At 73.3% G+C, this 21,950-nt stretch carries 13 protein-coding genes and 1 pseudogene; 5 read left to right on the forward strand and 9 right to left on the reverse strand.

All coding sequences use genetic code 11. The annotated features are described in order from the left end of the window. Window positions 1-153 precede the first annotated feature (153 nt). A complete protein-coding gene (gene orn / locus ACIP82_RS23210; protein WP_363606776.1) occupies window positions 154-756 on the reverse strand; it encodes an oligoribonuclease in 603 nt (200 codons plus the stop codon). A 587-nt stretch (window positions 757-1,343) separates the two neighbouring features. Continuing rightward, window positions 1,344-2,540: pseudogene (locus tag ACIP82_RS23215) on the reverse strand (helix-turn-helix domain-containing protein); the annotation flags it as partial. Between the two features lie 1,002 nt (window positions 2,541-3,542). On the opposite strand from ACIP82_RS23215, the gene ACIP82_RS23220 reads away from it, so the two are divergent. Then, entirely contained in the window at window positions 3,543-4,370 is an 828-nt protein-coding gene (locus ACIP82_RS23220) for a GNAT family N-acetyltransferase (RefSeq protein WP_400655744.1), read from the forward strand. Between the two features lie 102 nt (window positions 4,371-4,472). Here ACIP82_RS23220 and ACIP82_RS23225 read toward each other — a convergent pair whose 3' ends face one another. Next, on the reverse strand, window positions 4,473-5,612 hold the full coding sequence (locus tag ACIP82_RS23225) for an HAD family hydrolase (RefSeq protein WP_400655746.1): 1,140 nt from the start codon (window positions 5,610-5,612) through the stop codon (window positions 4,473-4,475). A gap of 806 nt (window positions 5,613-6,418) precedes the next feature. On the opposite strand from ACIP82_RS23225, the gene ACIP82_RS23230 reads away from it, so the two are divergent. Continuing rightward, on the forward strand, window positions 6,419-6,898 hold the full coding sequence (locus tag ACIP82_RS23230; protein WP_400655774.1) for a universal stress protein: 480 nt from the start codon (window positions 6,419-6,421) through the stop codon (window positions 6,896-6,898). Window positions 6,899-7,138: 240 nt separating this feature from the next. Here the strand turns inward: ACIP82_RS23230 and ACIP82_RS23235 are convergent, their stop codons facing one another. The 4 genes from ACIP82_RS23235 to ACIP82_RS23250 form a co-directional block, all read right to left on the reverse strand. Then, the gene (locus ACIP82_RS23235; RefSeq protein ID WP_363606779.1) at window positions 7,139-8,332 is read right to left on the reverse strand and encodes an acyl-CoA dehydrogenase family protein; all 1,194 of its coding nucleotides are present in this window, start codon (window positions 8,330-8,332) and stop codon (window positions 7,139-7,141) included. Window positions 8,333-8,508: 176 nt separating this feature from the next. Next, a complete protein-coding gene (locus ACIP82_RS23240; protein WP_363606780.1) occupies window positions 8,509-9,504 on the reverse strand; it encodes a hydroxymethylglutaryl-CoA lyase in 996 nt (331 codons plus the stop codon). Beyond that, the gene (locus tag ACIP82_RS23245; protein WP_400655750.1) at window positions 9,501-11,810 is read right to left on the reverse strand and encodes an acetyl/propionyl/methylcrotonyl-CoA carboxylase subunit alpha; all 2,310 of its coding nucleotides are present in this window, start codon (window positions 11,808-11,810) and stop codon (window positions 9,501-9,503) included. Before ACIP82_RS23245 ends, ACIP82_RS23240 begins: the two co-directional genes overlap by 4 nt. A 96-nt stretch (window positions 11,811-11,906) precedes the next feature. Then, entirely contained in the window at window positions 11,907-13,616 is a 1,710-nt protein-coding gene (locus ACIP82_RS23250) for a carboxyl transferase domain-containing protein (protein WP_363606782.1), read from the reverse strand. Between the two features lie 133 nt (window positions 13,617-13,749). Here ACIP82_RS23250 and ACIP82_RS23255 point away from each other — a divergent pair, with 133 nt between their 5' ends. Further along, complete coding sequence (locus ACIP82_RS23255) at window positions 13,750-14,448, forward strand: TetR/AcrR family transcriptional regulator (protein WP_400655752.1); 699 nt, start codon at window positions 13,750-13,752, stop codon at window positions 14,446-14,448. Between the two features lie 579 nt (window positions 14,449-15,027). Continuing rightward, a complete protein-coding gene (locus ACIP82_RS23260; protein WP_400655776.1) occupies window positions 15,028-18,957 on the forward strand; it encodes an ABC transporter ATP-binding protein in 3,930 nt (1,309 codons plus the stop codon). 146 nt (window positions 18,958-19,103) lie between these two features. Here ACIP82_RS23260 and ACIP82_RS23265 read toward each other — a convergent pair whose 3' ends face one another. Beyond that, window positions 19,104-20,036, reverse strand: coding sequence for an ATP-grasp domain-containing protein (locus ACIP82_RS23265; protein WP_400655754.1), 933 nt, complete (start codon window positions 20,034-20,036; stop codon window positions 19,104-19,106). A 143-nt stretch (window positions 20,037-20,179) separates the two neighbouring features. Here ACIP82_RS23265 and ACIP82_RS23270 point away from each other — a divergent pair, with 143 nt between their 5' ends. Further along, a complete protein-coding gene (locus ACIP82_RS23270) occupies window positions 20,180-20,722 on the forward strand; it encodes an NUDIX hydrolase (RefSeq protein ID WP_400655756.1) in 543 nt (180 codons plus the stop codon). 60 nt (window positions 20,723-20,782) lie between these two features. Here the strand turns inward: ACIP82_RS23270 and ACIP82_RS23275 are convergent, their stop codons facing one another. Then, window positions 20,783-21,904 carry a hypothetical protein gene (locus ACIP82_RS23275; RefSeq protein ID WP_400655758.1) on the reverse strand — a complete coding sequence of 374 codons (1,122 nt, stop codon included), beginning with the start codon at window positions 21,902-21,904 and terminating at the stop codon, window positions 20,783-20,785. Window positions 21,905-21,950 lie beyond the last annotated feature (46 nt).

Genomic DNA, 21,950 nt, shown 5'->3' on the forward strand with positions numbered 1-21,950 from the left:
ACAGGATCCGAGAGGGTGCTCGTGCCAGGGTTTCGCCCGGACGAACGCGGGCACCCCCTCGGGCCCTTCCGGCCGACCCCCGCCCGGCGTCGACGTGGTTCGCAGCCGCCGTTCGTCGTCGTTCGCCGACCCGCCGGAGCCGGGCGGGAGAGGTCAGTCGGTCGGCGCCTGGTACTTCTCGGCGATCGCGCGCGCGGTGTCGGTGTCCGGGCCGGGCTGCGGGACGAACACCGCCTCGCGGTAGTACCGCAGTTCGTCGATGCTCTCGCGGATGTCGGCGAGCGCCCGGTGGCTACCGCCCTTCTGCGGGCTGTTGTAGTACGCCCGCGGATACCAGCGGCGGGCCAGCTCCTTGATCGAGGAGACGTCGACGATCCGGTAGTGCAGGTGGCCCTCCAGGGCCGGCATGTCCCGGGCGAGGAAGCCGCGGTCGGTCGCCACCGAGTTCCCGCACAGCGGCGTCCGGCCCGCCTCGGGCGCGTGCTCGCGGACGTACGCGAGCACGAGCGCCTCGGCCTCGGCGAGGGTGACGCCGTGCTCCAGTTCGTCGAGCAGACCGGAGGCGGTGTGCATGGTGCGCACCACCTCCGGCATGTTCGCCAGCGCCTCCGCGGGCGGGCGGATGATGACGTCGACGCCCTCGCCGAGGACGTTCAGCTCGGAGTCCGTCACCAGTGCCGCGACCTCGACCAGAGCGTCCCGGTCGAGGTCGAGGCCTGTCATTTCACAGTCGATCCATACCAAACGGTCATTCACGCCACTCACCCTACGGCGCGATCACGCGCCACGGGCACCGCCGGAGTCGAGCGGGGCGCCGGGGCACAGGCCTCGGCCGCGTGCCCGTCCTGGCCGTGACCGTCCGGCTCATGGCCCTCCCGGCCCTGGTGACCCTCCCGTGCGGAACGGGTGTCGCGTGGCTCACGTCCGGCGTCCGCGGCTCCGGTGCGGCCGCCCTGCTGGCGGATCTGCGGAGGTCGGACCTGGCGGGCCCGGGCCTCCGGAGTCACCGGCGAGGACGGTACCGGCACCCGGCCCGCGGCCGTGCCGTGCCCTCGCCCGCCGGTGCCCGAGCCGGTGGTACCGGTCTCGTCCGACGGCCGTTCGGACACGGCGCGATGCCCCTGGCCCTGGCCGCGCGCACCCGGCTGCGGGTGGCCGTCCTCCGCCGCCGCGTGCTCCGCGGTCCGCGGTGGCCGACCCGCTCCGGGGCCGGGCTGGGCCGGGACCAGCGGCGACCGGGCCGGACCGCGCCCCGAGCCGGGTTGCCCCGGGTGCGACTGAGGCGTCGCCTGCTGGTGCGGGTACGGCTGCCCGGCGCGCGCGTGGAACGCCTGCTGCCCGTGCTGCCCCGGGTGTGCGGGGTTGCCGGGCATGGACGGGAACGAGTGCGCGGACTGCTGTCCGTGCTGTCCCAGCAGCGCCCCGCCTGCCGCCGCGGCGGCGGCGGCCGCCACTGCCGCGGGCGAGCCGGCCGACTGCGGCAGGGCGCCGCCCGGCCGGAGGTCACCGGAGTGCGGCACCATCGGCGCCGGAGCCTGCGGTCCCGGCCGCCGGGAACGGTAGCTGGTCCGGTAGGCGGCCGGCGAGACCCCGAGCTGGCGGCGGAAATGGCCGCGCAGTGCCACCGGCGACCGGAAGCCGCACCGTCGGGCGACATCGTCCACCGACAGTTCCGACGTCTCCAGCAGCCGCTGCGCCTGGAGCACCCGCTGGGTGATCAGCCACTGCAGCGGGGCACTGCCGGTCAGCGTGCGGAACCGCCGGTCGAACGTGCGCCGGCTCATATAGGCACGCGCCGCCAGCACCTCGACGTCGAACTGCTGGTTGAGGTTCTCCAGCGCCCAGGTGACCACCTCGGCAAGCGGGTCGTTGCCGATCTCTTCTGGTAAAGACTGATCGATGTACTGGGCCTGTCCGCCCCCGCTGCGGCGGCTCGGCACCACCAGCCGGCGGGCCAGCGCGTTGGCCGCCTCGGCGCCGTGGTCGCTGCGCACCACGTGCAGGCAGAGATCGATACCGGCGGCGGTACCCGCCGAGGTCAGCACGTCGCCGTCGTCGACGAAGAGCTCGCGCGGGTCGACGTGCACCCGGGGGTAGCGCTTGGCCAGGGTCGGCGCGTACATCCAGTGCGTGGTGGCCGGGCGGCCGTCCAGCAGACCGGCGGCGGCGAGCACGAACGCGCCGGTGCAGAGCCCGATGATCCGGGCGCCCTCGTGGTGGGCCTTGCGCAGGGCGGTGATGGCCTCGACCGGCGGCGGCTGCGAGATCGAGCGCCAGGCCGGTACGACGATCGTGCCGGCCCGTGCCAGCGCCTCCAGTCCGTACGGCGCGGAGAGGGTGAGGCCGCCGGTGGTGGCGAGCGGCCCCTCCTCCCCGGCGCAGACCAGCAGGCGGTAGCGCGGCACACCGGCGTCCTGGCGGTCGACACCGAAGACGGAGAGGGGGATCGAGCTCTCGAAGATCGGGGCGCCGCCGAAGATCAGCACCGCGACGGTCTCGCGCCGGCGCCGGCCCGAGAGCTTCCGGGGGGCGGCGGCCATCACGGGGTTCGCGGAGCCGTTGGCCCCGGACAGGCCGACCGCGCCGCTCGGACCGTGGGCCGTCGGTCCGTGGCCGACCGTGCCGAGCGGACCGGCCGGGATTCCGGCGGTCGCCATCCCGGTGCCGGCGGCCGGGGCGGCGGCGCCCGAGACCGCCGAAGCGGTCGGGAAACCGCCACCGGTGAGGCCGCCAGGGAAACCAGGGAAGCCCCCGCCCTGCCCCGGCTGACCGACAGCGTGGCCAGCGCCCTGGCCACCAGGTTGGCCGGGAACCGACGCTCCCGCCTGGGCGCCCGCTCCGAAGTTCTGAGCTGACGTCGGGCTGACGGACGGTCGGTTGACGGGCCGTCCGACATGCTCCGGGGCAGAGGGGGAGGAAGGTGCGCCAGAGGCCGCTGATACCGAGGATGCGCCTGAGGCGGCAGAGGCGTACGAGGAGTACGGGACGGCGCTGGAGGTGCCGGAGGTGCGGGGGGTGGCTGCGATGGCCGGGATACCGGTGCTTCTCGCGGAACGCCCCGCGATGCCGGCCACGGCCTGGCCGCTGTCAGGACCCGCGTCGCTCCTGCTCACCCTGCTCAAGGCGCTCAAGCCCCCTCGGTGGTGTGGTGTGGGTGGTGCGGCACTGCTCGCCAAGATCGAATCTATCGGGTGGACCGTTGCCGTTGTGACAAGTTCACCATCCGACGCTATGTCGACATGGCAATTTGGCGTGATGCATTCGATCACGAAGCGTGGCACCCGTCGACCCTTCTGGGAAGAGGGCCGGTGCAACGGTGGCTGGTTGTCGCGGGGCTGGTCCTGGGGCGCCCGGCTTCGGCGCACCCGGTCGGCGGGTCTGGGCTGCAGGTTTGCCCAAGGGCGAGGGAGCCGCGCGAGATTGACCGAAAATCGGCGGTGCACGAGAGGGCGCACGGAGCCAAAGCGTGCGCCTCTCTGGCTTCATCCGGCCAGTGCCGAGGCCGGGGGCCGGCCGTCCGGCGCCCGCGCTACCGTCCTGTCGTGAACATCCACAGCCGGCTCGAACAGGCCAACGACAATGCCGCCGCGTTCTGGCTCGCCCAAGCCCGTGCGTACGGTTGGCAGCAACTCGCCCACCCCGGATTCACCGCGGTCCGCTGCGCCCGCACGCCGGACGACGCCCATCGCATCGTGGTCACCCGCCCCTACGGTGAACCGGCTCCGCTGGAAGAGGAATTGGCGGCCCTGCTGCGGGAGTGGTCCACGACGCAGCTCACCCTGGAAGACCCCTACGGCCGCCTGGACATGGCCCGCTTCGGCTGCTCCCACGGCCCGGCGATGCCGGTCATGGCGCGTGAGCCCGGCCCGCTCGACGTGTCTCCCCGGGGTGGGCGGACGGCCACCGGGGGTGGCACGGACGAGTCCCTGACGGTCGATGAGGTCCAGGACGGCGACGGCTTCGCCGAGGTCGAACGCTCGGTGGTGGACGGCTTCCCGATACCCGCCCGGCAGCCCTGGACACGGGGTGGCATGCTTCCCGAGCGCCTGCTCGCCGAGCCGGGCTGTCGGGCCTGGCTCGGGCGCCGGGACGGCGTGACGGCCGGCGCCTGCCTGACCTACGACGACGGCCGGGCCACCGGGGTGTACTGGGTCGCGACCCTCCCCGACCACCGCTCCCGGGGTGTGGCCCGCGCCATCCTGGAGACCGCGCTGACCGCCGCGCACCCCGACCGCCCGGCGACCCTGGTCGCCACCCCACTCGGCGCACCGCTCTACCGCAAGCTCGGTTTCATCGAACAGAGCCGCACCCTCTGGTGGACCCGCAGCCCCTCGGCCGGCGGGCAAGGCCGCGGCGGCCAGGAGCGTTAGGAGGCCGGGGGAGCCGAGAAGGCCGGGCGGGCGGGAGCGCCGGGCGTCAGGGGCGGCCATCGCCTCCGGCGGCCGGCGCCGGGGACCGGCTGCCCGGCCACCTCACTGGGATGCCACGGCCGTCTCCACCGCCTGTGTCACGGTGACTGCGGTGACCGGGGTGACCGCAGTCACCGGGGCGGCCGGACGGGGACCGAACCGCGGTGGAGGCGCGGCGAACCGGGTCCGCGAGGGCGGCGCGGCGACCGGTGTGCCGGTGGCGGGCGCCCCGGTGGTGGTCCGACTCGCGTTCATGGGATGGCTGCCGCCGGATGAGGCAACTTCGCCGGACCGGTTTCGGACAGCCGGCCTCGTCCCCGAGCCGGGAGCGCTCCCTTCCGTGGCGTTCATGGGAACAGGCGCACGCATGCCGTCCGGGGCGGACAAGGAGAGCTGTGCGCTGGACCGCGCGCCGGTGAGCGCGGCCGCCGCCGCGAGATCCCGGGAGGAGGAACTGCCCGGGGCCGCGCCGGCCGTCCTTCGTCGGCCCGGCCCGCCCGTTCTGGTCCCCGCCCGGGCCGCCGCCCGGGGGCCGGGCGCGTTCCGGGCGGACAGCACCTGTCCGACGGCCTCAGGCAGACCGGCCGCCTTCAGCGTCGGCCGGTAGCCGGGCTCGGCCCAGGGACGGCCATGGTGCAGCCAGACGCTGCGCAGACCGGCGAGCTCGGCCCCCGCGATGTCGGCCGGGGCGTAGTCGCCGATCATCCAGGTGTGCGAGGCCCAGTCTCCGGTGGGTGCGATACCGCACCGCTGGGCGGCGATCTCGAAGATCAACGGGTCCGGCTTGACGCACTCGGCCTCCTCGGAGATGACCCAGCCGTCGACCAGCGGGCCGAGCCCGGTCCGGCGGATCTTCTCCAGTTGGGGGCGGGTGCTGCCATTGCTCACGATGCCGAGCGTCCACCCGGCATCGCGCGCCGCCCGCAGCGCGTCGATGTGCCGGGACGGGCAGTGGATGTGCGAGTTGATGCCGTGTCGGTAGTGCGCCAGCAGGAGTTCGAGGGACTCGTCCAGCCCATAGCGGCGCTGGGCGGCGGACAGTACGGCGCTGCGCGGCACATAACCGCCGCCGTCGATGGTGGCGAGCCAGTCGAGGTCGCCGGGCGGCAGCCCTCGTTCGGCCAGAAAATCCTGAGCCCAGGCCCGGAAAGCGGCATCCCTGGGGAGCAGCGTGTTGTCGAGGTCGAGCAGGAGCAGGGACATGTCGAGCATGGTGTCAGCGGCAGCGCCTATGCATCTGGCAAATGCCAGACGGCGTCGTGAACCCGTGGGTGTTGGCCGAAAGGCCGCCAGACGGGAGGTACGCCGGAGCAGCGTGACGGCGGGTGGTGTCCGTGAGGTGCGGGGCGGCGTTCAGCGGGGCCGACCGTTCGGAACGCGCGCGCCGGTCGGTGACGGGTGGCAACGGATCGTCGCCGATCGATGACAGTCCGGTCACGGTGTCCCTTGGGCCTGTTGCATCGCCCGGTCTGCTCAGCCAAGCTCCAGAGAACCTCCTTTGTCGAGGGGGCGCGATCGCCTGCCTGTAGGGGGCGCACTGCTGTCGGCGGGCGCATCCTCCATTCGCGGGAACAAAGTCATTCCGAGGCTTCGCCACTGGGCTGAGCCTCAAGCCCGTCGTACTCTGAAAGGAACAGGTCACATACGGTGGTGCTCGGCGCAGACCGACGTCGTTCCGTGGGCGGGCCTGCCGCCCGGGCAGCGTTGTCCTCTCCTGTCGGCACATCTCCCTCGAAGAGCCTTGAGCCATGGCTGGTTTTGAGTCCTCCCGACCGGTTGATCCGGATTCGGGCCGTGGCGCGCGCGCAGCGGCCGGGGGAGTCGGTGACGGCTGCGGCGACCCCGGCGACGACCCGGACGCCCAGGGCCTCTCGCGTTCCCTTCGCAACATCGCCCGCCGAGGCCGTCCCGGTCCGCGTCAGCGGCGGGACGAGCACCGGACCGGCCCTGTGGAGCCGGCGATGACGGGCCGCCTCGGTCCGGGCGCCGAACGCCCGGAAGCCTCCGGCATGCCGGACGTGACCGGCGATCCGGCTGCTCGGGAGACGCCCGTCGGCGCATGCGACCCGGCCTTCCAACACGGTGTGGTGGTGGGATTCGACGGCTCCCTGTCGAGTGAGCGCGCTCTTGCCTATGCGGTGGGCATGGCCCGTCGCTCACAGTGCGGCCTGGTGATCGTGCACGTGGCCAACCGGTTGCCCGCCACGGTCTGGGCGGGGTGTGAACCTCCTGTCTTCGTCGATCTCCCCGACCATCGGACCGAGGTCCTCGGTCTGGAACTGGCCTGCGCGGACTTCCTGGCCGGCGTGCCGTGGATCCTCGTCGAGCGGGGCGGCGACATCTGCCACGAGATCGAGGAGGTCGGTCGCGAGTACGCCGCCGACGCCATCGTGGTCGGCAGTACGCACGGCCTGCTCGGCAAGATCTTCGGATCTGTCTCAGGCCGGCTGGCCCGGCGCGCCAACCGCCCCGTGATCGTTATTCCCTGATGCTCTGTCCGGTGTCGGACCGTCCAGAGCCGGGCGGACACCGGTGGACCGAGGGCAGAATCGGCTCGCAGGCCGGTGCGCGGCCGGTGACCGGACCGGCGCGCCGGCCGACGCGCCGATCCGAACTGCGGCCTGTGGCCGGGGCGCTGACCCGAGGGGTCGGCGACAGCGAAGATAGACCGATGGCGGACGCTCTCCGGGCTGTCGCTGCCCAGGGCCGGCGCCCCGAGCCGCTCGGGCTCAGGAGGATCCGACGCCCAGCTCCCGGGCGATGAGCATGCGCTGGACCTCGGAGGTGCCCTCCCCGATCTCAAGGATCTTGCAGTCGCGCCAGAAGCGGGCGACCGGGAACTCGTTCATGAAGCCGTACCCGCCGTGGATCTGGGTCGCCTCGCGGGCGTTGTCGACGGCGGCCTCCGACGAGTACAGCTTGGCAATGGCGGCCTCCTTCTTGAACGGTTCGGCGTGCAGCAGCCGGGAAGCGGCATCCCGCCAGGCCAGGCGGGAGGTGTGGGCGCGCATCTCCATGTCGGCGAGCTTGAACTGGATGGCCTGGTTGGCGCCGATCGGCCGGCCGAAGGCCCGGCGCGTACCGGCGTAGATGACGGACTGGTCGACGCACCCCTGGGCCAGGCCGGTGGCCAGGGCTGCGATGGCGATGCGGCCCTCGTCGAGGATCCGCAGGAACTGGGCGTAGCCACGGCCACGCTCGCCCAGCAGGTTGGCCGCGGGTACACGGCAGTCGGTAAAGGACAATTCACGGGTGTCGGATGCGTTCCACCCGACCTTCGAGTACTTCTTCGACACCTGGAACCCCGGGGTCCCGGTGGGCACGATGATGGAAGAGATTTCGCGCTGTGGCGAGGGGAATTCGCCCTCTTCACTCGAACGAGCGATCGGTTCGGTGAGCGCGGTGACCGTGACCAGCCCGGTGATCTCGGTGCCGGAGTTGGTGATGAAGCACTTCGTGCCGTTGATGACCCACTCGTCGGTGGCCTCGTCGTACCGGGCCGTGGTGCGGGTCGCCCCGGCGTCGGAGCCGCCCTCCGGCTCGGTCAGGCCGAAGGCCCCGAGGAGTTCACCGGACGTCAGCCGGGGCAGCCACTCCCGCTTCTGCTCCTCCGTGCCGAACCGGTGGATCGGCATGGCGCCGAGCGAGACCGCCGCCTCCAGGGTGATCGCGACCGAGGAGTCGACCCGGGCGAGCTCCTCCAGCGTGAGGCAGAGCGCGAAGTAGTCGCCGCCCATGCCCCCGTACTCCTCGGGGAACGGCAGGCCGAAGAGGCCCATCCGCCCCATCTCCCGCACGATCTCGTAGGGGAACTCGCCCTGCTCGTAGAACTCGCCGATCTTCGGCGCCACCACGTCCTGGGCGAACTCGGCGACGGTGCGCCGCAGTTCCTCGTACTCGCTGTTCAGCCGGTGGTCGAGCATGGTGATCCTCCTGAGGCCCGGCCGGGGTGGCCGCGGGCGTGATCGGGATGACCGGCGTCCGTCTGATGGTGTGACAGGCGCGCGGTGTGGTCGAGAGAGTGGATGTCGTACGGACGGTGGCGTCGGCCGGGCGGGTCCCGGACCGGCCGACGCCGGGTGGTCGAGCCGGGCCGGCGTCAGCCCCGGCCGGTGCCGAGCAGCGCCTGGACGGTGCGGGACGGGCTCGGGCGGCCGAGCTGCCGGGCCATCCAGCCGCTGGTGGCGACCAGGGCGCGCAGATCGACGCCGGTCCGGATGCCCAGCCCGTGCAGCATCCAGACCAGGTCCTCGGTGGCCAGGTTGCCGGTCGCGCTCTTGGCGTACGGGCAGCCGCCCAGGCCGCCCGCCGAGGCGTCGACCGTGGTGATGCCGCCGCGCAGCGCGGCCAGCGTGTTGCTGAGCGCCTGGCCGTAGGTGTCGTGGAAGTGCACCGCGAGCCGGTCGGCGGGCACACCCGCCTCGGCGAAGCCCTCCAGAAGTGCGGTGACCTGCCCCGGGGTGGCCACGCCGATGGTGTCGCCGAGGCTCAGTTCGGTGCAGCCCATCTCCAGCAGCCGCACCCCGAAGCCGATCACCTGGGAGGCGGGCACCGGGCCCTCCCACGGGTCGCCGAAGCACATGGAGAGGTAGCCGCGGACCCGGATCCCGGCCCTGGCGGCCCGCTCCACCACCGGCTGGAACATGTCCATCGCCTCGTCGGCCGACCGGTTGAGGTTGCGGCGGGCGAAGGTCTCGGTGGCGCTGGCGAAGACCGCGATGTCGCCGGTGTGGTGGGCGAGCGCGCGGTCGAGCCCGCGCTCGTTGGGCACCAGCACCGGCAGCCGCAGACCGGGGTGACGGGCCGGCAGGTCGGCGAGCCGGGGGACGAGCTCCTCGGCGTCGGCGAGCTGCGGTACCCATTTCGGGTGAACGAAGCTGGTGGTTTCGACCGTGCGCAGTCCGGCGGCCGCGAGCCGGGTGATGAACTCGGCCTTGACCTCGACGGGGACCAGGGCGCTCTCGTTCTGCAGTCCGTCGCGCGGGCCGACCTCGTGGATCCGGACCTCCTCGGGCAGGCCCGGGGCGTGGACGGGGTCGGGCAGGCCCAGGTCGAGGGCGTCCGGCTCGTGCGCGGGGGAGGCGTCGGCGGTCATGCCCGCACCTCCGCCGGGGTCCCGGCCGCCGCACCGGCGAGTGCCTGGCCGGCCGGCCCGTCCTCCGCGGCCTCGTTCTCGGCGGGGACGACCACGGCCAGCAGCTCCTCCATCGCCACGGTGGCGCCTGCGGTGGCCCGCAGTTCGCTCACGACGCCGTCGTGCGGGGCCGTGATCACGTGTTCCATCTTCATGGCCTCCAGGACGAGCAGTGGCTGGCCGCGGTGGACCGTCTCGCCGGCCGCGGTCTTGACGACGGTGACGGTGCCGGGCATCGGGGCGGTCAGGGCGCCGTGGTGGGCGCCGGCGGCGGTGGAGTTCTCGCCGACGGAGTCGTACCCGTGGACGGGCCAGGCGTCGCCGTCGATCCCGAGCCAGGTCACCGGGCCGGCGGCAGGGCCGGGTGCGTTGTCGGTGGCCTGTGCGAACGTCGTCTGCAGGCCGTCGACGGTGAGGTGCAGCCGGTCACCGGCCCGCGCGGCCCGGGCGCGGTGGACCGGGCCGGAACCGAGTCGGATTTCCATCTCAGGAGTGACGCCCGGGGGAATGTCAGTGGCCTCGGCTACGTTGCTCGCAGTGATCGGGCGAATGCTCACCGACACCGGGTCCTGGCCGGGGGCCCGGAGCCGATGGGTGGTCCAGGCGGCGTCACCGCCCATGCGCCAGCCGGAGGGAAGGGAGAACGGATCGGTCCAGCCGTCGGTGCCGGCGGCGGGAGTGAGGTCCAGCTGCCGTGTGAGCGCGGCCGCGTAGTAGAGGAGGTGAGCAGGGGTCGGTACCTCGGACGGCCGGGATCCGGAGGTCTCGGTGGAGTCCGCGGCGGGAGCCGCGTCGGCCGGGGAGTAGGGCGAGGCCAGCAGTGCGGGCTGCTGCTGCGCCGTCTGTTCCACGAGGCCGGTGTCGAGCTGGCCGGCGACGACCTCGGGGTGTGCGAGGAGTCGCTGCAGGAAGCCCGTGTTGGTGGTCACGCCGAGGATCCGGGTGTCGGCCAGCGCGGCGCGGAGTCGGCGCAGCGCGGTCGCGCGGTCGGGGCCGTACGCGATGACCTTGGCGAGCATGGGGTCGTAGGCGCTGGTGATGACGGTGCCCGTGGCCACGCCCGAGTCCACGCGAACGCCCTCGCCCCGGGGCTCGTCCAGCACCAGGATGCGTCCGCCGGTGGGGAGGAAGTCCCGTTCCGGGTCCTCGGCGCAGATACGGGCCTCGATGGCGTGGCCCAGAAAGGAGATGTCCGGCTGGGTGAAGGACAGGCGCTCGCCCGAGGCGATCCGCAGCTGCCACTCGACCAGGTCCAGCCGTCCCGGCCGGTCCTCGGCCGGGCCGGTGGCCGCCGAACCGCCCACCGTGATGGCGAGTTCGGTGACGGGGTGCTCCACCTGCAGGCGGGTGTTCATCTCCATGAAGAAGAAGTCCCGTACCCCCTCGGTGGGGGTGGGGGAGTCCGGGTCGATGCCGGGAACGATGAACTCGACGGTGCCGGCCCCGGTGTACCCGCAGGACTCCGCGGTGCGGACGGCCGCAGCGCCCATGGCGGCGCGGGTCTCGGCATTGAGCAGAACGGAGGGTGCTTCTTCGATCAGCTTCTGGTGGCGGCGCTGCAGGCTGCACTCGCGCTCGCCGAGGTGGACGGTGGTGCCGTGGGCGTCGGCGAGCACCTGGACCTCGATGTGGCGGGGCCGGTCGATCCAGCGTTCCAGCAGCAGGGTGTCGTCGCCGAAGGCGGTGCAGGCGACCCGTCGGGCGGCGGCGATCTCGGTCGGCAGGTCGGACCGGTCCCGTACCAGGCGCATGCCCTTGCCGCCGCCGCCGGCGGACGGCTTGAGCAGCACCGGGTAGCCGATCTCGTCGGCGGCCGCGACGAGTTCGCCGTCGGTGGGCGCGGTGGCCCGGCTGCCCGGGACGACCGGGACGCCGGCGGCCCGGACCGCCTCCTTGGCGTTGATCTTGTCACCCATCAGCTCGACCGCGGAGGGAGGAGGACCGATGAAGACCAGGCCGGCGTCGGCGCAGGCGCGGGCGAAGGCGGCGTTCTCGGCGAGGAAGCCGTAACCGGGGTGGACGGCCTGGGCCCCGGTGCGGCGGGCGGCGGCGAGGATCTGGTCGGTCCGCAGGTAGGTCTCGGCGGCCGAGCTGTCACTGCGGTCGGCCGGTCCGAGCCGCACCGCGAGATCGGCCTCGCGGACGTGGGGCGCGTCGGCGTCCGCGTCGCTGAACACGGCGACCGAGCGCACGCCGAGCCGCCGCAGGGTGCGGATCACCCGGACGGCGATCTCGCCACGGTTGGCGACCAGAACTGTGTCGAACATGGGAGGCGTTTCCTCCGGGTCGAGGGGAGCCGTACGAAGGAGATGGCGGGAGGGAGCCGCAGCGCCGGGTGTGGTGGCGCGGCGGCGGAATGGAGGTCACATCCGGAAGACGCCGAACGGACCGGGCGGCGGGAGCGGGGAGTTGGCGCAGGCGGTGAGGGCCAGGCCGAGAACGGTGCGGGTGTCCATCGGGTCGATCACCCCGTCGTCCCAGAGCCGGGCGGTGGCGTAGTAGGCGTTGCCCTGATGCTCGTACTGTTCGCGGACGGGGCGCTTGAACGCCTCCTCCGCGTCGGCGGGCCACTCCTCGCCGCGCGCCTCGAACTGGTCGCGCCGAACGGTGGCCAGGACCGACGCCGCCTGCTCGCCGCCCATCACGGAGATCTTCGCGCCCGGCCACATCCACAGGAAGCGAGGTGAGTAGGCCCGGCCGCACATCGAGTAGTTGCCGGCTCCGTACGAGCCGCCGATCACCACCGTCAGCTTCGGTACGCGGGTGCAGGCGACGGCGTTGACCATCTTGGCGCCGTGCTTGGCGATGCCGCCCGCCTCGTACTGCCGGCCGACCATGAACCCGGTGATGTTCTGCAGAAAGAGGAGGGGGATGCCGCGCTGGTCGCACAACTCGATGAAGTGGGCGCCCTTGAGGGCGGATTCGGAGAACAGCACGCCGTTGTTGGCGACGATGCCGACGGGGTGGCCGTGGATCCGGGCGAAGCCGGTCACCAGGGTCGCGCCGTACTCGGCCTTGAACTCGGCGAACCGGCTGCCGTCGACCAGCCGGGCGATCACCTCGCGTACGTCGTAGGGCGTGCGCGGGTCGACGGGGACGGCTCCGTAGAGCCCGGCCGGGTCCACGGTGGGCGGTTCGGCCGGGGCGAGCGGCCATGGCCTGGCCGGGCGCGGACCGAGCCCGGCCACGATGGTGCGGACGATGGAGAGGGCGTGGGCGTCGTCCTCGGCCAGGTGGTCCGTCACGCCGGAGGTCCGGGAGTGGAGTTCGCCGCCGCCCAGTTCCTCGGCCGTGACCACCTCCCCGGTGGCGGCCTTCACCAGGGGCGGTCCGCCGAGGAAGATCGTGCCCTGGTTGCGGACGATGACGGCCTGGTCGCTCATCGCCGGCACGTACGCGCCGCCCGCCGTGCAGGAACCGAGCACGGCGGCGATCTGCGGGATGCCCGCGGCCGAGAGCCGGGCCTGGTTGTAGAAGATCCGGCCGAAGTGGTCGCGGTCCGGGAAGACCTCGTCCTGCATCGGCAGGAAGGCGCCGCCGGAGTCCACCAGATAGACGCAGGGCAGACGGTTCTCCAGCGCGACCTCCTGGGCGCGCAGGTGCTTCTTGACCGTCATCGGGTAGTAGGTGCCGCCCTTGACGGTGGCGTCGTTGGCGACGACGACCACCTCGCGCCCGGCGACCCGGCCGATGCCCGCGATCACGCCGGCCGCGGGCGCGGCTCCGTCGTACATCCCGTCGGCCGCCAGTGGGGCCAGTTCCAGGAAAGGCGAGGCGGGGTCGAGCAGGGTGTCCACCCGGTCGCGGGGGAGCAGCTTGCCGCGCGCGGTGTGGCGGTCCCGGGCCTTGGCTCCGCCGCCGAGGGCGGCCGCGCCGAGTTTCTCGCGCAGCTCGGCGACCAGGGCTCGGTGCGCTTCGGTGTTCGAGCGATAGGCCTCGGAGCCCGGGTCGACGGCGGTGCCGAGCCTGGGCGCGGGAGCGGTGGCTCCCGGTGGAACGGCTCCGGGTCCGGCGGTACCGGCCGCCCCGTTGCCATGGACGCCGGTCTGTGTACCGGCGGTTGAGATGACCATCCCAAGAGCTCCCTTGCCCTCGGCACCAGGTGGGCCGCAGGGCCAGGGTGTGCCCGCGACCCCCGCGTTAATGAGCGTTAACTCGTGCCGCCCAGGTTAACGGGCGATAACCGGACTGTCTACGATGGGCAGCATGCCGAACGTCCCAGCCACCTCAGCGCTCCCACGCCGTGACCAGATCCGCAAGGAGGCTGCCCGGCTGTTCGCCGCCCGGGGTTTCCTGGGGGTGGGCGTGGACGAGATCGGCAAAGCGGTCGGTATCAGCGGGCCGGGGCTCTACCGGCACTTCGCCGGCAAGGACGCGATGCTCGCCGACCTCCTGATCGGCATCAGCGAGCGCCTCCTGGAGGAGGGCCGCAGGCGTGCCGGCGGCGGTGCGGGTGGCGAGATCGATGCCGACGGCAGCGGCAACGGCGATGGCAGCGGCAGCGAAGGCGCGGCCGCCGCGTTGGACGCGCTGATCGGCGGACACGTCGAGTTCGCGCTCGACGACCGCGACCTGATCACCCTGCACGACCGTGAGCTGCTGAACCTCAAGGAGGAGGACCGCCGGACGGTCCGCCGACTCCAGCGCGGCTACGTCGAACTCTGGGTGGACGTGGTCCGGCGGGCCTACCCGCCGCTGGCCGATCCCGGCGCCGAGCCGGTCGCGCGGGCGGCCGTGCACGCCGTTTTCGGCCTGATCAACTCGACCCCGCACAGCCTTGGCCCGAACCTCGCCCAGGGTGAGCGGGTCGGCCTCCAGCGCGACGACATGGCCTCCCTGCTGCGCCGGCTGGCGCACGGCGCCTTCTCGGCGGCGGCCGACGCCGCGGCGTCCGCCCGGGGCTGAACCCGGGCCCGGGTTCAGCCCGTTCGGGGCGCGCCGGTCCGGTGTGCACCTGCCCGGTGCACGCCCGTCCGATGTGCACACGCCCCGGTGTGTACGCCCGCGCCCGAGTGCCCACGCGTAGCGGCCTCGGCGCGCGGGTCGGGTCCAGGTGCGGCCTAGGCCCAAAGGGGGTGGCCCACTGCCTCGGAGGGCGGTGGGCGGTCGGCCTGCCGTCGTCCATGCTGGTAGCAGACGGCCGGGCGAGGTCCGGCCGGGAATCACCGCAGGTTGCGGGCTGTTGGCGGGTCAAGCGGGTCGGACACGTCGGCCTGCTCTGGCCTGAAACCCCATGGCGGCCACCCCACGGAATGGTTAGCATCCCTAAATATGCCTGAGACTCACGGATCTACGGTGGAGCTTTCCCCGGGCGGCACCCGAGCCGGTAACCGAGCTGGTACCCGGGGCACGCGGGGCAAGCAGGGCGGCACCGACGCGCCGGGTGACCGCACGCCCGGCCATGACACCCCGGGCGGCGGGAAGGACGCGTCGAGCGCGACACCGGCCCCCGGCGGTTCGGGCCACCCCGGCGGTTCGGGTTGGCTGCGGCGGCTGGTCGGCTACTGCTGGCGGTCGCGACGCAGCGTCCTGCTGGCCTTCGGGGCCTCACTGGTCGGCATGGCCGTCACCTCGCTGGTGCCCCTGGCCACCAAGGTGATCATCGACGACGTCATCACCCGGCACACCCGCTCGCTGGCGCCCTGGGCCGTCGCGCTGCTGCTGGCCGCCGTCCTGGTGTTCGCCTGCACCCAGGTGCGCCGCTACTACGGCGGACGGCTCGCCCTCGACGTCCAGCACGACATGCGCAGCGACCTCTTCCGCTCGCTCGGGCGGCTCGACGGCCACCGGCAGGACCGACTGGACACCGGGCAGGTGGTCGGCCGTGCCACGTCCGACCTCCAGCTGATCAACGGCCTGCTCTCGATGCTGCCGATGATGACCGGCTACCTGCTGATGTTCGTCATGTCGCTGGCCGTGATGATCTGGCTATCGCCGCCGCTCACCCTGATCGCCCTGGTGATGGGCCCGGCACTCTGGTGGATCTCGGTACTCAGCCGCAAGCGGCTGTTCCCCGCCACCTGGGCCGCCCAGCAGGAGGCGGCGGCCGTCGCGGGCGTCGTCGACGGAGCGGTCGGCGGCGTGCGGGTGGTCAAGGGCTTCGGCCAGGAGGCCCAGGAGCTGGACAAGCTGGAGACCGCCTCCCGCAACCTCTTCGCGGCCCGGCTGCGCTCCATCCGGCTCAACAGCCGTTACAACCCGGCGATGCAGGCGATCCCGGCGATCGCCCAGGTCGCCGTGCTGGCCTTCGGCGGCTGGCTGGCGGTCGACGGCCAGGTCTCGCTCGGCACCTTCGTCGCCTTCTCCACCTACGTGGCGCAGATGACCGGGCCGGTGCGGATGCTGACCATGGTCATCACGGTCGGGCAGCAGGCCAGGGCCGGGGTGGAGCGGGTGCTCCAGCTGATCGACGAACGCCCGCTGGTGCAGGAGCGTCCGGATGCGGTCGGCCTCGACCTGACCCGGGACGTCACCGACCCCGAGCACCCCGCCGAACCGCACCCCGCCGAACCGCGCCGCGCCGCGCCGCACCCCGCCCCGCCGCACGCCGCGAGGCCGCACCTCGCGAGGCCGCACTCTGCCAAGGGGCCCGCGGAGCGGGAGCCGGTCGGCCCGCGCACACCCGACGTGGCGCTGGAGTTCGACCGGGTCGAGTTCCGCTACGACTCCGACCACCCGGCGCCCGTCCTGCACGGGCTCAGCCTGAAACTCGCCCCCGGCGAGACGCTGGCCCTGGTCGGCGCGTCCGGTTCCGGCAAGTCGACGGTGGCGCAGCTGGTCCCCCGGTTCTACGATCCGGCGGCAGGCACGGTCCGCCTCTACGGCCACGACCTGCGTGATCTCACCCTCGACTCGGTCCGGGCGGCGGTCGGTATCGTCCCCGAGGAGAGCTTCCTGTTCTCCGAGACGGTCCGCACCAACATCGCGTACGGTCGGCCGGACGCCACCGACGAGCAGATCGTGGCCGCCGCCCGGGCGGCGCAGGCGGACGAGTTCGTCCGGCGGCTGCCCGACGGTTACGAGACCAAGGTCGGCGAGCAGGGCCTCACCCTCTCGGGCGGCCAGCGCCAGCGCATCGCCCTGGCCCGGGCGATCCTCACCGATCCGCGCATCCTGCTGCTGGACGACGCCACCTCGGCGGTCGATCCGCAGATCGAGGCGGAGATCCACGACGCCCTGCGCTCGGTCATGCGCGGCCGCACGACCCTGCTGATCGCCCACCGCCGCTCCACCCTCCAGCTCGCCGACCGGATCGCCGTCCTGGACCGCGGCCGACTGGTGGACCTCGGCACGCACGAGGAACTCGACGCCCGATGTCCCAGGTACCGGGCGCTGATCTCCGACCCCGAGGCCGGCCGGACCACGCCGCCGGCCATCTCCGAACGCCCGGCGGCACCAGAGGCGCCCGGAGCACCTGAGGGCCCCGAAACCCCCGAAGCCACCGCCCCGGCCGCAGGCACACAGACCGCCCCGGCCGGCCCAGCCCCTGCTCCGGTCCAGACCCCCGCCACCCCCGCCCTGGCCAAGGCGGCCCGCAGTGCCTCGCCCGATCTCCTCGCCAAGGTCGCGGCCCTCCCGCCGGCCACCGACACCCCGGCGATCTCCCGCGCCGAGGCCGAGGCCGGTGACCCCGACTTCACCCTCCGCCGGATGCTGCGCCCCTTCCGCCGTCCACTCGCCCTCGCCCTGTTCCTGGTCGCCCTGGACGCGGCCGCCGGGCTGGTGCTGCCGATCCTGATCCGGCACGGCATCGACGAAGGCGTCAGCCGGGCCATGATGTCCGGCGTGGCCGTCGCCGCCCTCGCCGCGCTGGTGATCGTCCTGCTGGACTGGCTGGTGCAGAGCGCCGAGAGCCAGGTCAGCGGTCGCACCGGCGAGCGGGTTCTCTACAGTCTCCGGCTCAAGATCTTCGCCCACCTCAACCGGCTGGGCCTGGACTACTACGAGCGCGAGCTGTCCGGCCGGATCATGACCCGGATGACCACCGACCTGGACTCGCTCACCTCGTTCCTGCAGACCGGGGTGGTCACGGCGGTGGTCAGTCTGCTGACCTTCGCCGGTATCTTCGCCGCGCTGCTGATCATCGACCCGGGGCTGGCCCTGGTGGTGTTCGCCGTGCTGCCGCTGCTGGTGGTGGCGACGCTGGTGTTCCGCAAGAAGTCCAAGGCCCAGTACGAGATCTCCCGGGACCTGATCAGCACGGTCAACGCGGATCTCCAGGAGAACGTCGCCGGGATGCGGATCGTCCAGGCCTTCCGCCGCCTGGACGCCAACACCGACCGCTTCGTCGCCCGGGGCTCCGCCTACCGTGAGGCCAGGGTCCGGGCCCAGCTGTACATATCGCTGTACTTCCCGTTCGTGCAGTTCCTCTCCAGCGTCGCCGGGGCGCTGGTGCTGATCGTGGGTGCGTCGCGGGTCGACTCGGGCACCCTCACGGTGGGTGCGCTGGTCGCCTACCTGCTCTACATCGACCTGTTCTTCGCGCCGGTCAACCAGCTCTCACAGGTCTTCGACGGCTACCAGCAGGCGGCCGTCGGTCTGGGCCGGATCCGCGAACTGCTGCGCACCCCGACCACCACCGCCGAGGCCGCCGACCCGGTACCGGTCACCGGCGGGCTCCGCGGCGATATCGACTTCGAGGGCGTCGGCTTCGCCTACAACGGTGGTGCGGCCGGCTCCCCCGAGGTGCTCTCCGGCGTGGACCTGCACATACCCGCCGGTCAGACGGTGGCGCTGGTCGGCGAGACGGGCGCCGGCAAGTCGACGCTGGTCAAGCTGGTCGCCCGGTTCTACGACGCGACGGCGGGCACCGTCCGGGTGGACGGCGTCGACCTCACCCGGTACGACCTCGCGCAGTACCGCCACCGGCTCGGCGTCGTGCCGCAGGAGGCGTACCTGTTCGCCGGTACGGTGCGCGAGGCGATCGCGTACGGCCGGCCCGCGGCCTCGGCGGCCGAGGTGGAGGCGGCGGCCAGGGCGGTCGGCGCGCACGACATGATCGTCCGGTTGCCGGGCGGCTACGACCACGAGGTCGCCGGTCGGGGGCGGAACCTCTCGGCGGGCCAGCGCCAGCTGATCGCGCTGGCCCGGGCCGAGCTGGTCGATCCGGACATCCTGCTCCTGGACGAGGCCACCGCGGCACTCGACCTGGCCACCGAGGCGGCGGTCAACCACGCTGCGGACCGGCTCAGCGGTGGTCGTACGACCCTGGTCATCGCTCATCGCCTCACCACCGCCGAACGCGCCGACCGGGTCGTCGTCCTGGACCACGGCAGGGTGGTCGAGGACGGTACGCACAGCGAACTGCTGGCCCGGGGCGGCGTGTACGCACGGCTCTGGCAGGCGTTCATCGCCGACGGTCACCCGGCGCCCGAGGCCGACCCCGGAGCGGTGGCCGAACCCGTGGTCGGGTAGGCCCGGGCCCGGGTAGGCCGCCCTGACCGGGCCCTGGCCGGGCGTGATCGGCGGAAGCCGGAACAGCCCTTCCGGGCCCGTTCGCAAGCCCGGTCCGGGCCGGGGAAACGACGGCGCCGCAGGAAGCACGTGGCGACCGGGCGGCCTCAGGCGGCGATCAGCGAGGCCAGCAGCCCGGACGCGTCGATCCCGCGCGGCAGGTCGCTCACCTGCCCGTCGCCGACCTCGACCACCCGCCAGCCGGAGCCGTCGGCCCGGCCGGCGAGGTCGGTGGTGACGAAGCGGCAGCCGAGTGCCCGTACCAGCGGCCGCACCCCGGTGAGATCCGGTTCGACGGGGTGGTCCGGCGCGTCCGGGTGCGGTCCGACCAGCACGGGTTCGCCGTCCAGCCACCAGACCCGGGCCTCGACCGCCCGCCGCTCCCCGTTGTCCCCGCCCGCGCCTCCGGCCCGCTCGAACTCCTCGTACCGCCGCAGCACCACCCCGCCGGCCAGGAACTCGCCCTGGAGTTCGACGAAACGCGCCACCACCCGTCCGACGGCCGACAGGTCCGCCAGATCGGGGATGTAACAGGCCTCGTCCCACTCGTGCTTGCGGGATTTCACATAGTCCTTGACGATGGCCGGGCCGCTCCCGCCGAGCCGTTCGACGGCGGCCGCCAGCTCCGCGGGCCCCGGCGCCGGAACCCCGCCCGCCGCGGCCGCCGTCGGAACCGGCACCGGGATCCAGACACTCGGCGGTGTGGCCCCCTCGAACACTCCGTACCAGCCGGGCAGTTCGTGCGCCATGGCGTAACCGGCCGCGCTGGTCAGCAGGTTGGCGCCACGGCCGCCCAACTCCCGGGCGAGGGCCGTGTAGTGGGCGGAGGGGACCATCCACCCCCGGTACCAGAGCGGTCCGCAGCCCCGGGGCACCCGCCGAACCGCCTCCCCGAGATTCCCGGCGAGCAGCGCGTCAAGGTCGACGAGGTGGTGCTTGCCGCCCAACTCCCTGAGCAGCCGGGCCTCCCGGACGAAGTGCGGGTCGGGTCGGAGCGGGTTGAGCGGGTCGGCCGGGAAGAGGACCGCGGGTACGCGCATGGGCGCCAGGGTAAGGCCACCATCCGTCGGAGACACCGTGTCCCGCCAACGCCGCCTCCCGCCGCGGCCGATGTCCTCCCGGCCGGCCGCGCGGCCCGGGCAATCCGCTCGACGCCCCCGGTCCGCGCTGGGAGAGTGACCCGATGCGAAATCTGCTGCGACACCCGAAGCGGGCCCCGAAGCGGATCCCGAGGCAGGCGGCCAGGACGGTGGTGCTGGACGGGAACGGCTCGGTCTTCCTGCTCCGCTCCGACAACGTCGAGGTCGGCGTGCACTGGACGATGCCGGGCGGCGGTCTGGAGGCGGGGGAGACCCCGTGGACCGGCGCGCGCCGGGAGCTCTGGGAGGAGACCGGCTGGACCGATCTCGAACCCGGCCCGCTGCTCTGCACCTGGGAGCACGACTTCACCTGGCACGGCACGCCCGTTCGCCAGCACGAGCACATCTACCTCACCAGCGGGCCGCACCGGGGCCCGGTCGGCGACGTGAGCGCGGTGCACGCCACCGACAAGATCCTCGACTGGCACTGGTGGACCCCGGCCGACCTCGCCGACGAACACGCCGACGCCCTCTGGCCGCCCCGGCTTCCGGAGCTGCTGTCGGCGGTCCGGGAGAGCTGGATCACCGGCCGGCGCGCACCGGTCTCCGTCGACCTCGGCTACATCCCGAACGGCCCGACGCCGTAGCGGGCCGGGCGTCGTAGCGAGCCCGACGTCGCAGTGGGCCCGGCGCGTTCCGGAGCGGTGTTACCGCCCGCCGCGCCGGCCCGGCCCGGAGCCGGCGCGCCAGTCGTGCAGGTCGAGCTCCCGGTCGTGCAGCGCGCCGGGGCTGATCAGCACCGACAGCCGGGCGTCGGCCAGCTCGTCGTAGCCGAGGCCGGTGGTGGTCAGCAGCTGTTCGGTCGGTACCGAGACGGCGATGGCGGGCCGCCAGTCGGGCAGCACGACCAGGCAGGTGCCGCGACCGATCCTGATCAGGTCAGCGGTCACCCGGACCGGCTGCCGCTCCTCAGGACGGCCGACGCCCTCGGGGAGGTTCGGGGTACCGCCGATCAGGATGCCGAGCGGTGTCTCGACACCGGGCCCGGCATCGGCCACCCGGGCGGCCCCGCCACCGGGCGGATCGGCGGCAGCGGGAACGGCCTCGACCGCCACCGCCTTCCCGTGCGCGGCCTCCGTCATGGCGGCCTCCGCCCGGGGATGCATCCGGCGCAGCCGCCGGGAGGGTGCGGGACGCCTGGACAGGGCGGTGCGCAACTCCTCCTGGGCGGCCCGCAGCACCGGGACGGCCCGTTCGGAGGCCGGCTCCGCCGGGCGCTGGAGCCGGACGAAGCCCTCGTCACGGTCACCGGCGCCGAGGGCGGCGCCACCCTCGGCCAGCAGCGCATGGACCTCCGCGACGGGCCGTCGGCAGGCGGCGGCGAGCTCGGAGAGCGACCGCCCCTGCGCGTACGCCGACCGCAGCCGCTCGGCCAGGCCCGCGCGGAGCCGGGCGGCCGTCTGGTCGCCCTCGCCACCCGCACCGGAACCACCCGTACCGGTGCCGTCAGCACCCGAGCCGCCGGCACCATGACCCGCACCGGCACCCGCACCCGCACCGGCACCCGCACCGCCTCGCGGCCGCGGCACCGAGCCGTCGCGCCCGGCGCCCAGCGCGCCGCCGCTTGTCCCTGCCGCACCCGTCGCGCCGGTCCCGGCGGCCGCCCCCGGGTCGGCGGCCGACACGATGGAGCAGCGTCCGGCGGCGGGCACGGCCGAGGACCGCTCCCCGTCCGCGGGCTCGCGCTCGGGCAGACCGCGCGGAAGCACATCAGGCGCGGGCAGGCCGGATGAAGTCGGGTCGGTTGCGGTCTGGTCGAGCGTGGTCATCGGCACGAGCCCTTCGGGGTACGGTCCCGACGATCCTCCCGCACCC

The organism is Kitasatospora sp. NPDC088548 (genome assembly GCF_044753005.1).
Taxonomy (GTDB): Bacteria; Actinomycetota; Actinomycetes; order Streptomycetales; family Streptomycetaceae; genus Kitasatospora.

Excerpts from the sequence above, each read along its gene's own strand:
- ACIP82_RS23225 (WP_400655746.1), bottom strand. The coding sequence starts at position 5,612 with ATGTCCCTGCTCCTGCTCGACCTCGACAACACGCTGCTCCCCAGGGAT.
- ACIP82_RS23230 (WP_400655774.1), top strand. The coding sequence starts at position 6,419 with ATGCCGGACGTGACCGGCGATCCGGCTGCTCGGGAGACGCCCGTCGGC.
- ACIP82_RS23235 (WP_363606779.1), bottom strand. The coding sequence starts at position 8,332 with ATGCTCGACCACCGGCTGAACAGCGAGTACGAGGAACTGCGGCGCACC.
- ACIP82_RS23240 (WP_363606780.1), bottom strand. The coding sequence starts at position 9,504 with ATGACCGCCGACGCCTCCCCCGCGCACGAGCCGGACGCCCTCGACCTG.
- ACIP82_RS23245 (WP_400655750.1), bottom strand. The coding sequence starts at position 11,810 with ATGTTCGACACAGTTCTGGTCGCCAACCGTGGCGAGATCGCCGTCCGG.
- ACIP82_RS23250 (WP_363606782.1), bottom strand. The coding sequence starts at position 13,616 with ATGGTCATCTCAACCGCCGGTACACAGACCGGCGTCCATGGCAACGGG.
- ACIP82_RS23255 (WP_400655752.1), top strand. The coding sequence starts at position 13,750 with ATGCCGAACGTCCCAGCCACCTCAGCGCTCCCACGCCGTGACCAGATC.
- ACIP82_RS23265 (WP_400655754.1), bottom strand. The coding sequence starts at position 20,036 with ATGCGCGTACCCGCGGTCCTCTTCCCGGCCGACCCGCTCAACCCGCTC.
- ACIP82_RS23270 (WP_400655756.1), top strand. The coding sequence starts at position 20,180 with ATGCGAAATCTGCTGCGACACCCGAAGCGGGCCCCGAAGCGGATCCCG.
- ACIP82_RS23275 (WP_400655758.1), bottom strand. The coding sequence starts at position 21,904 with ATGACCACGCTCGACCAGACCGCAACCGACCCGACTTCATCCGGCCTG.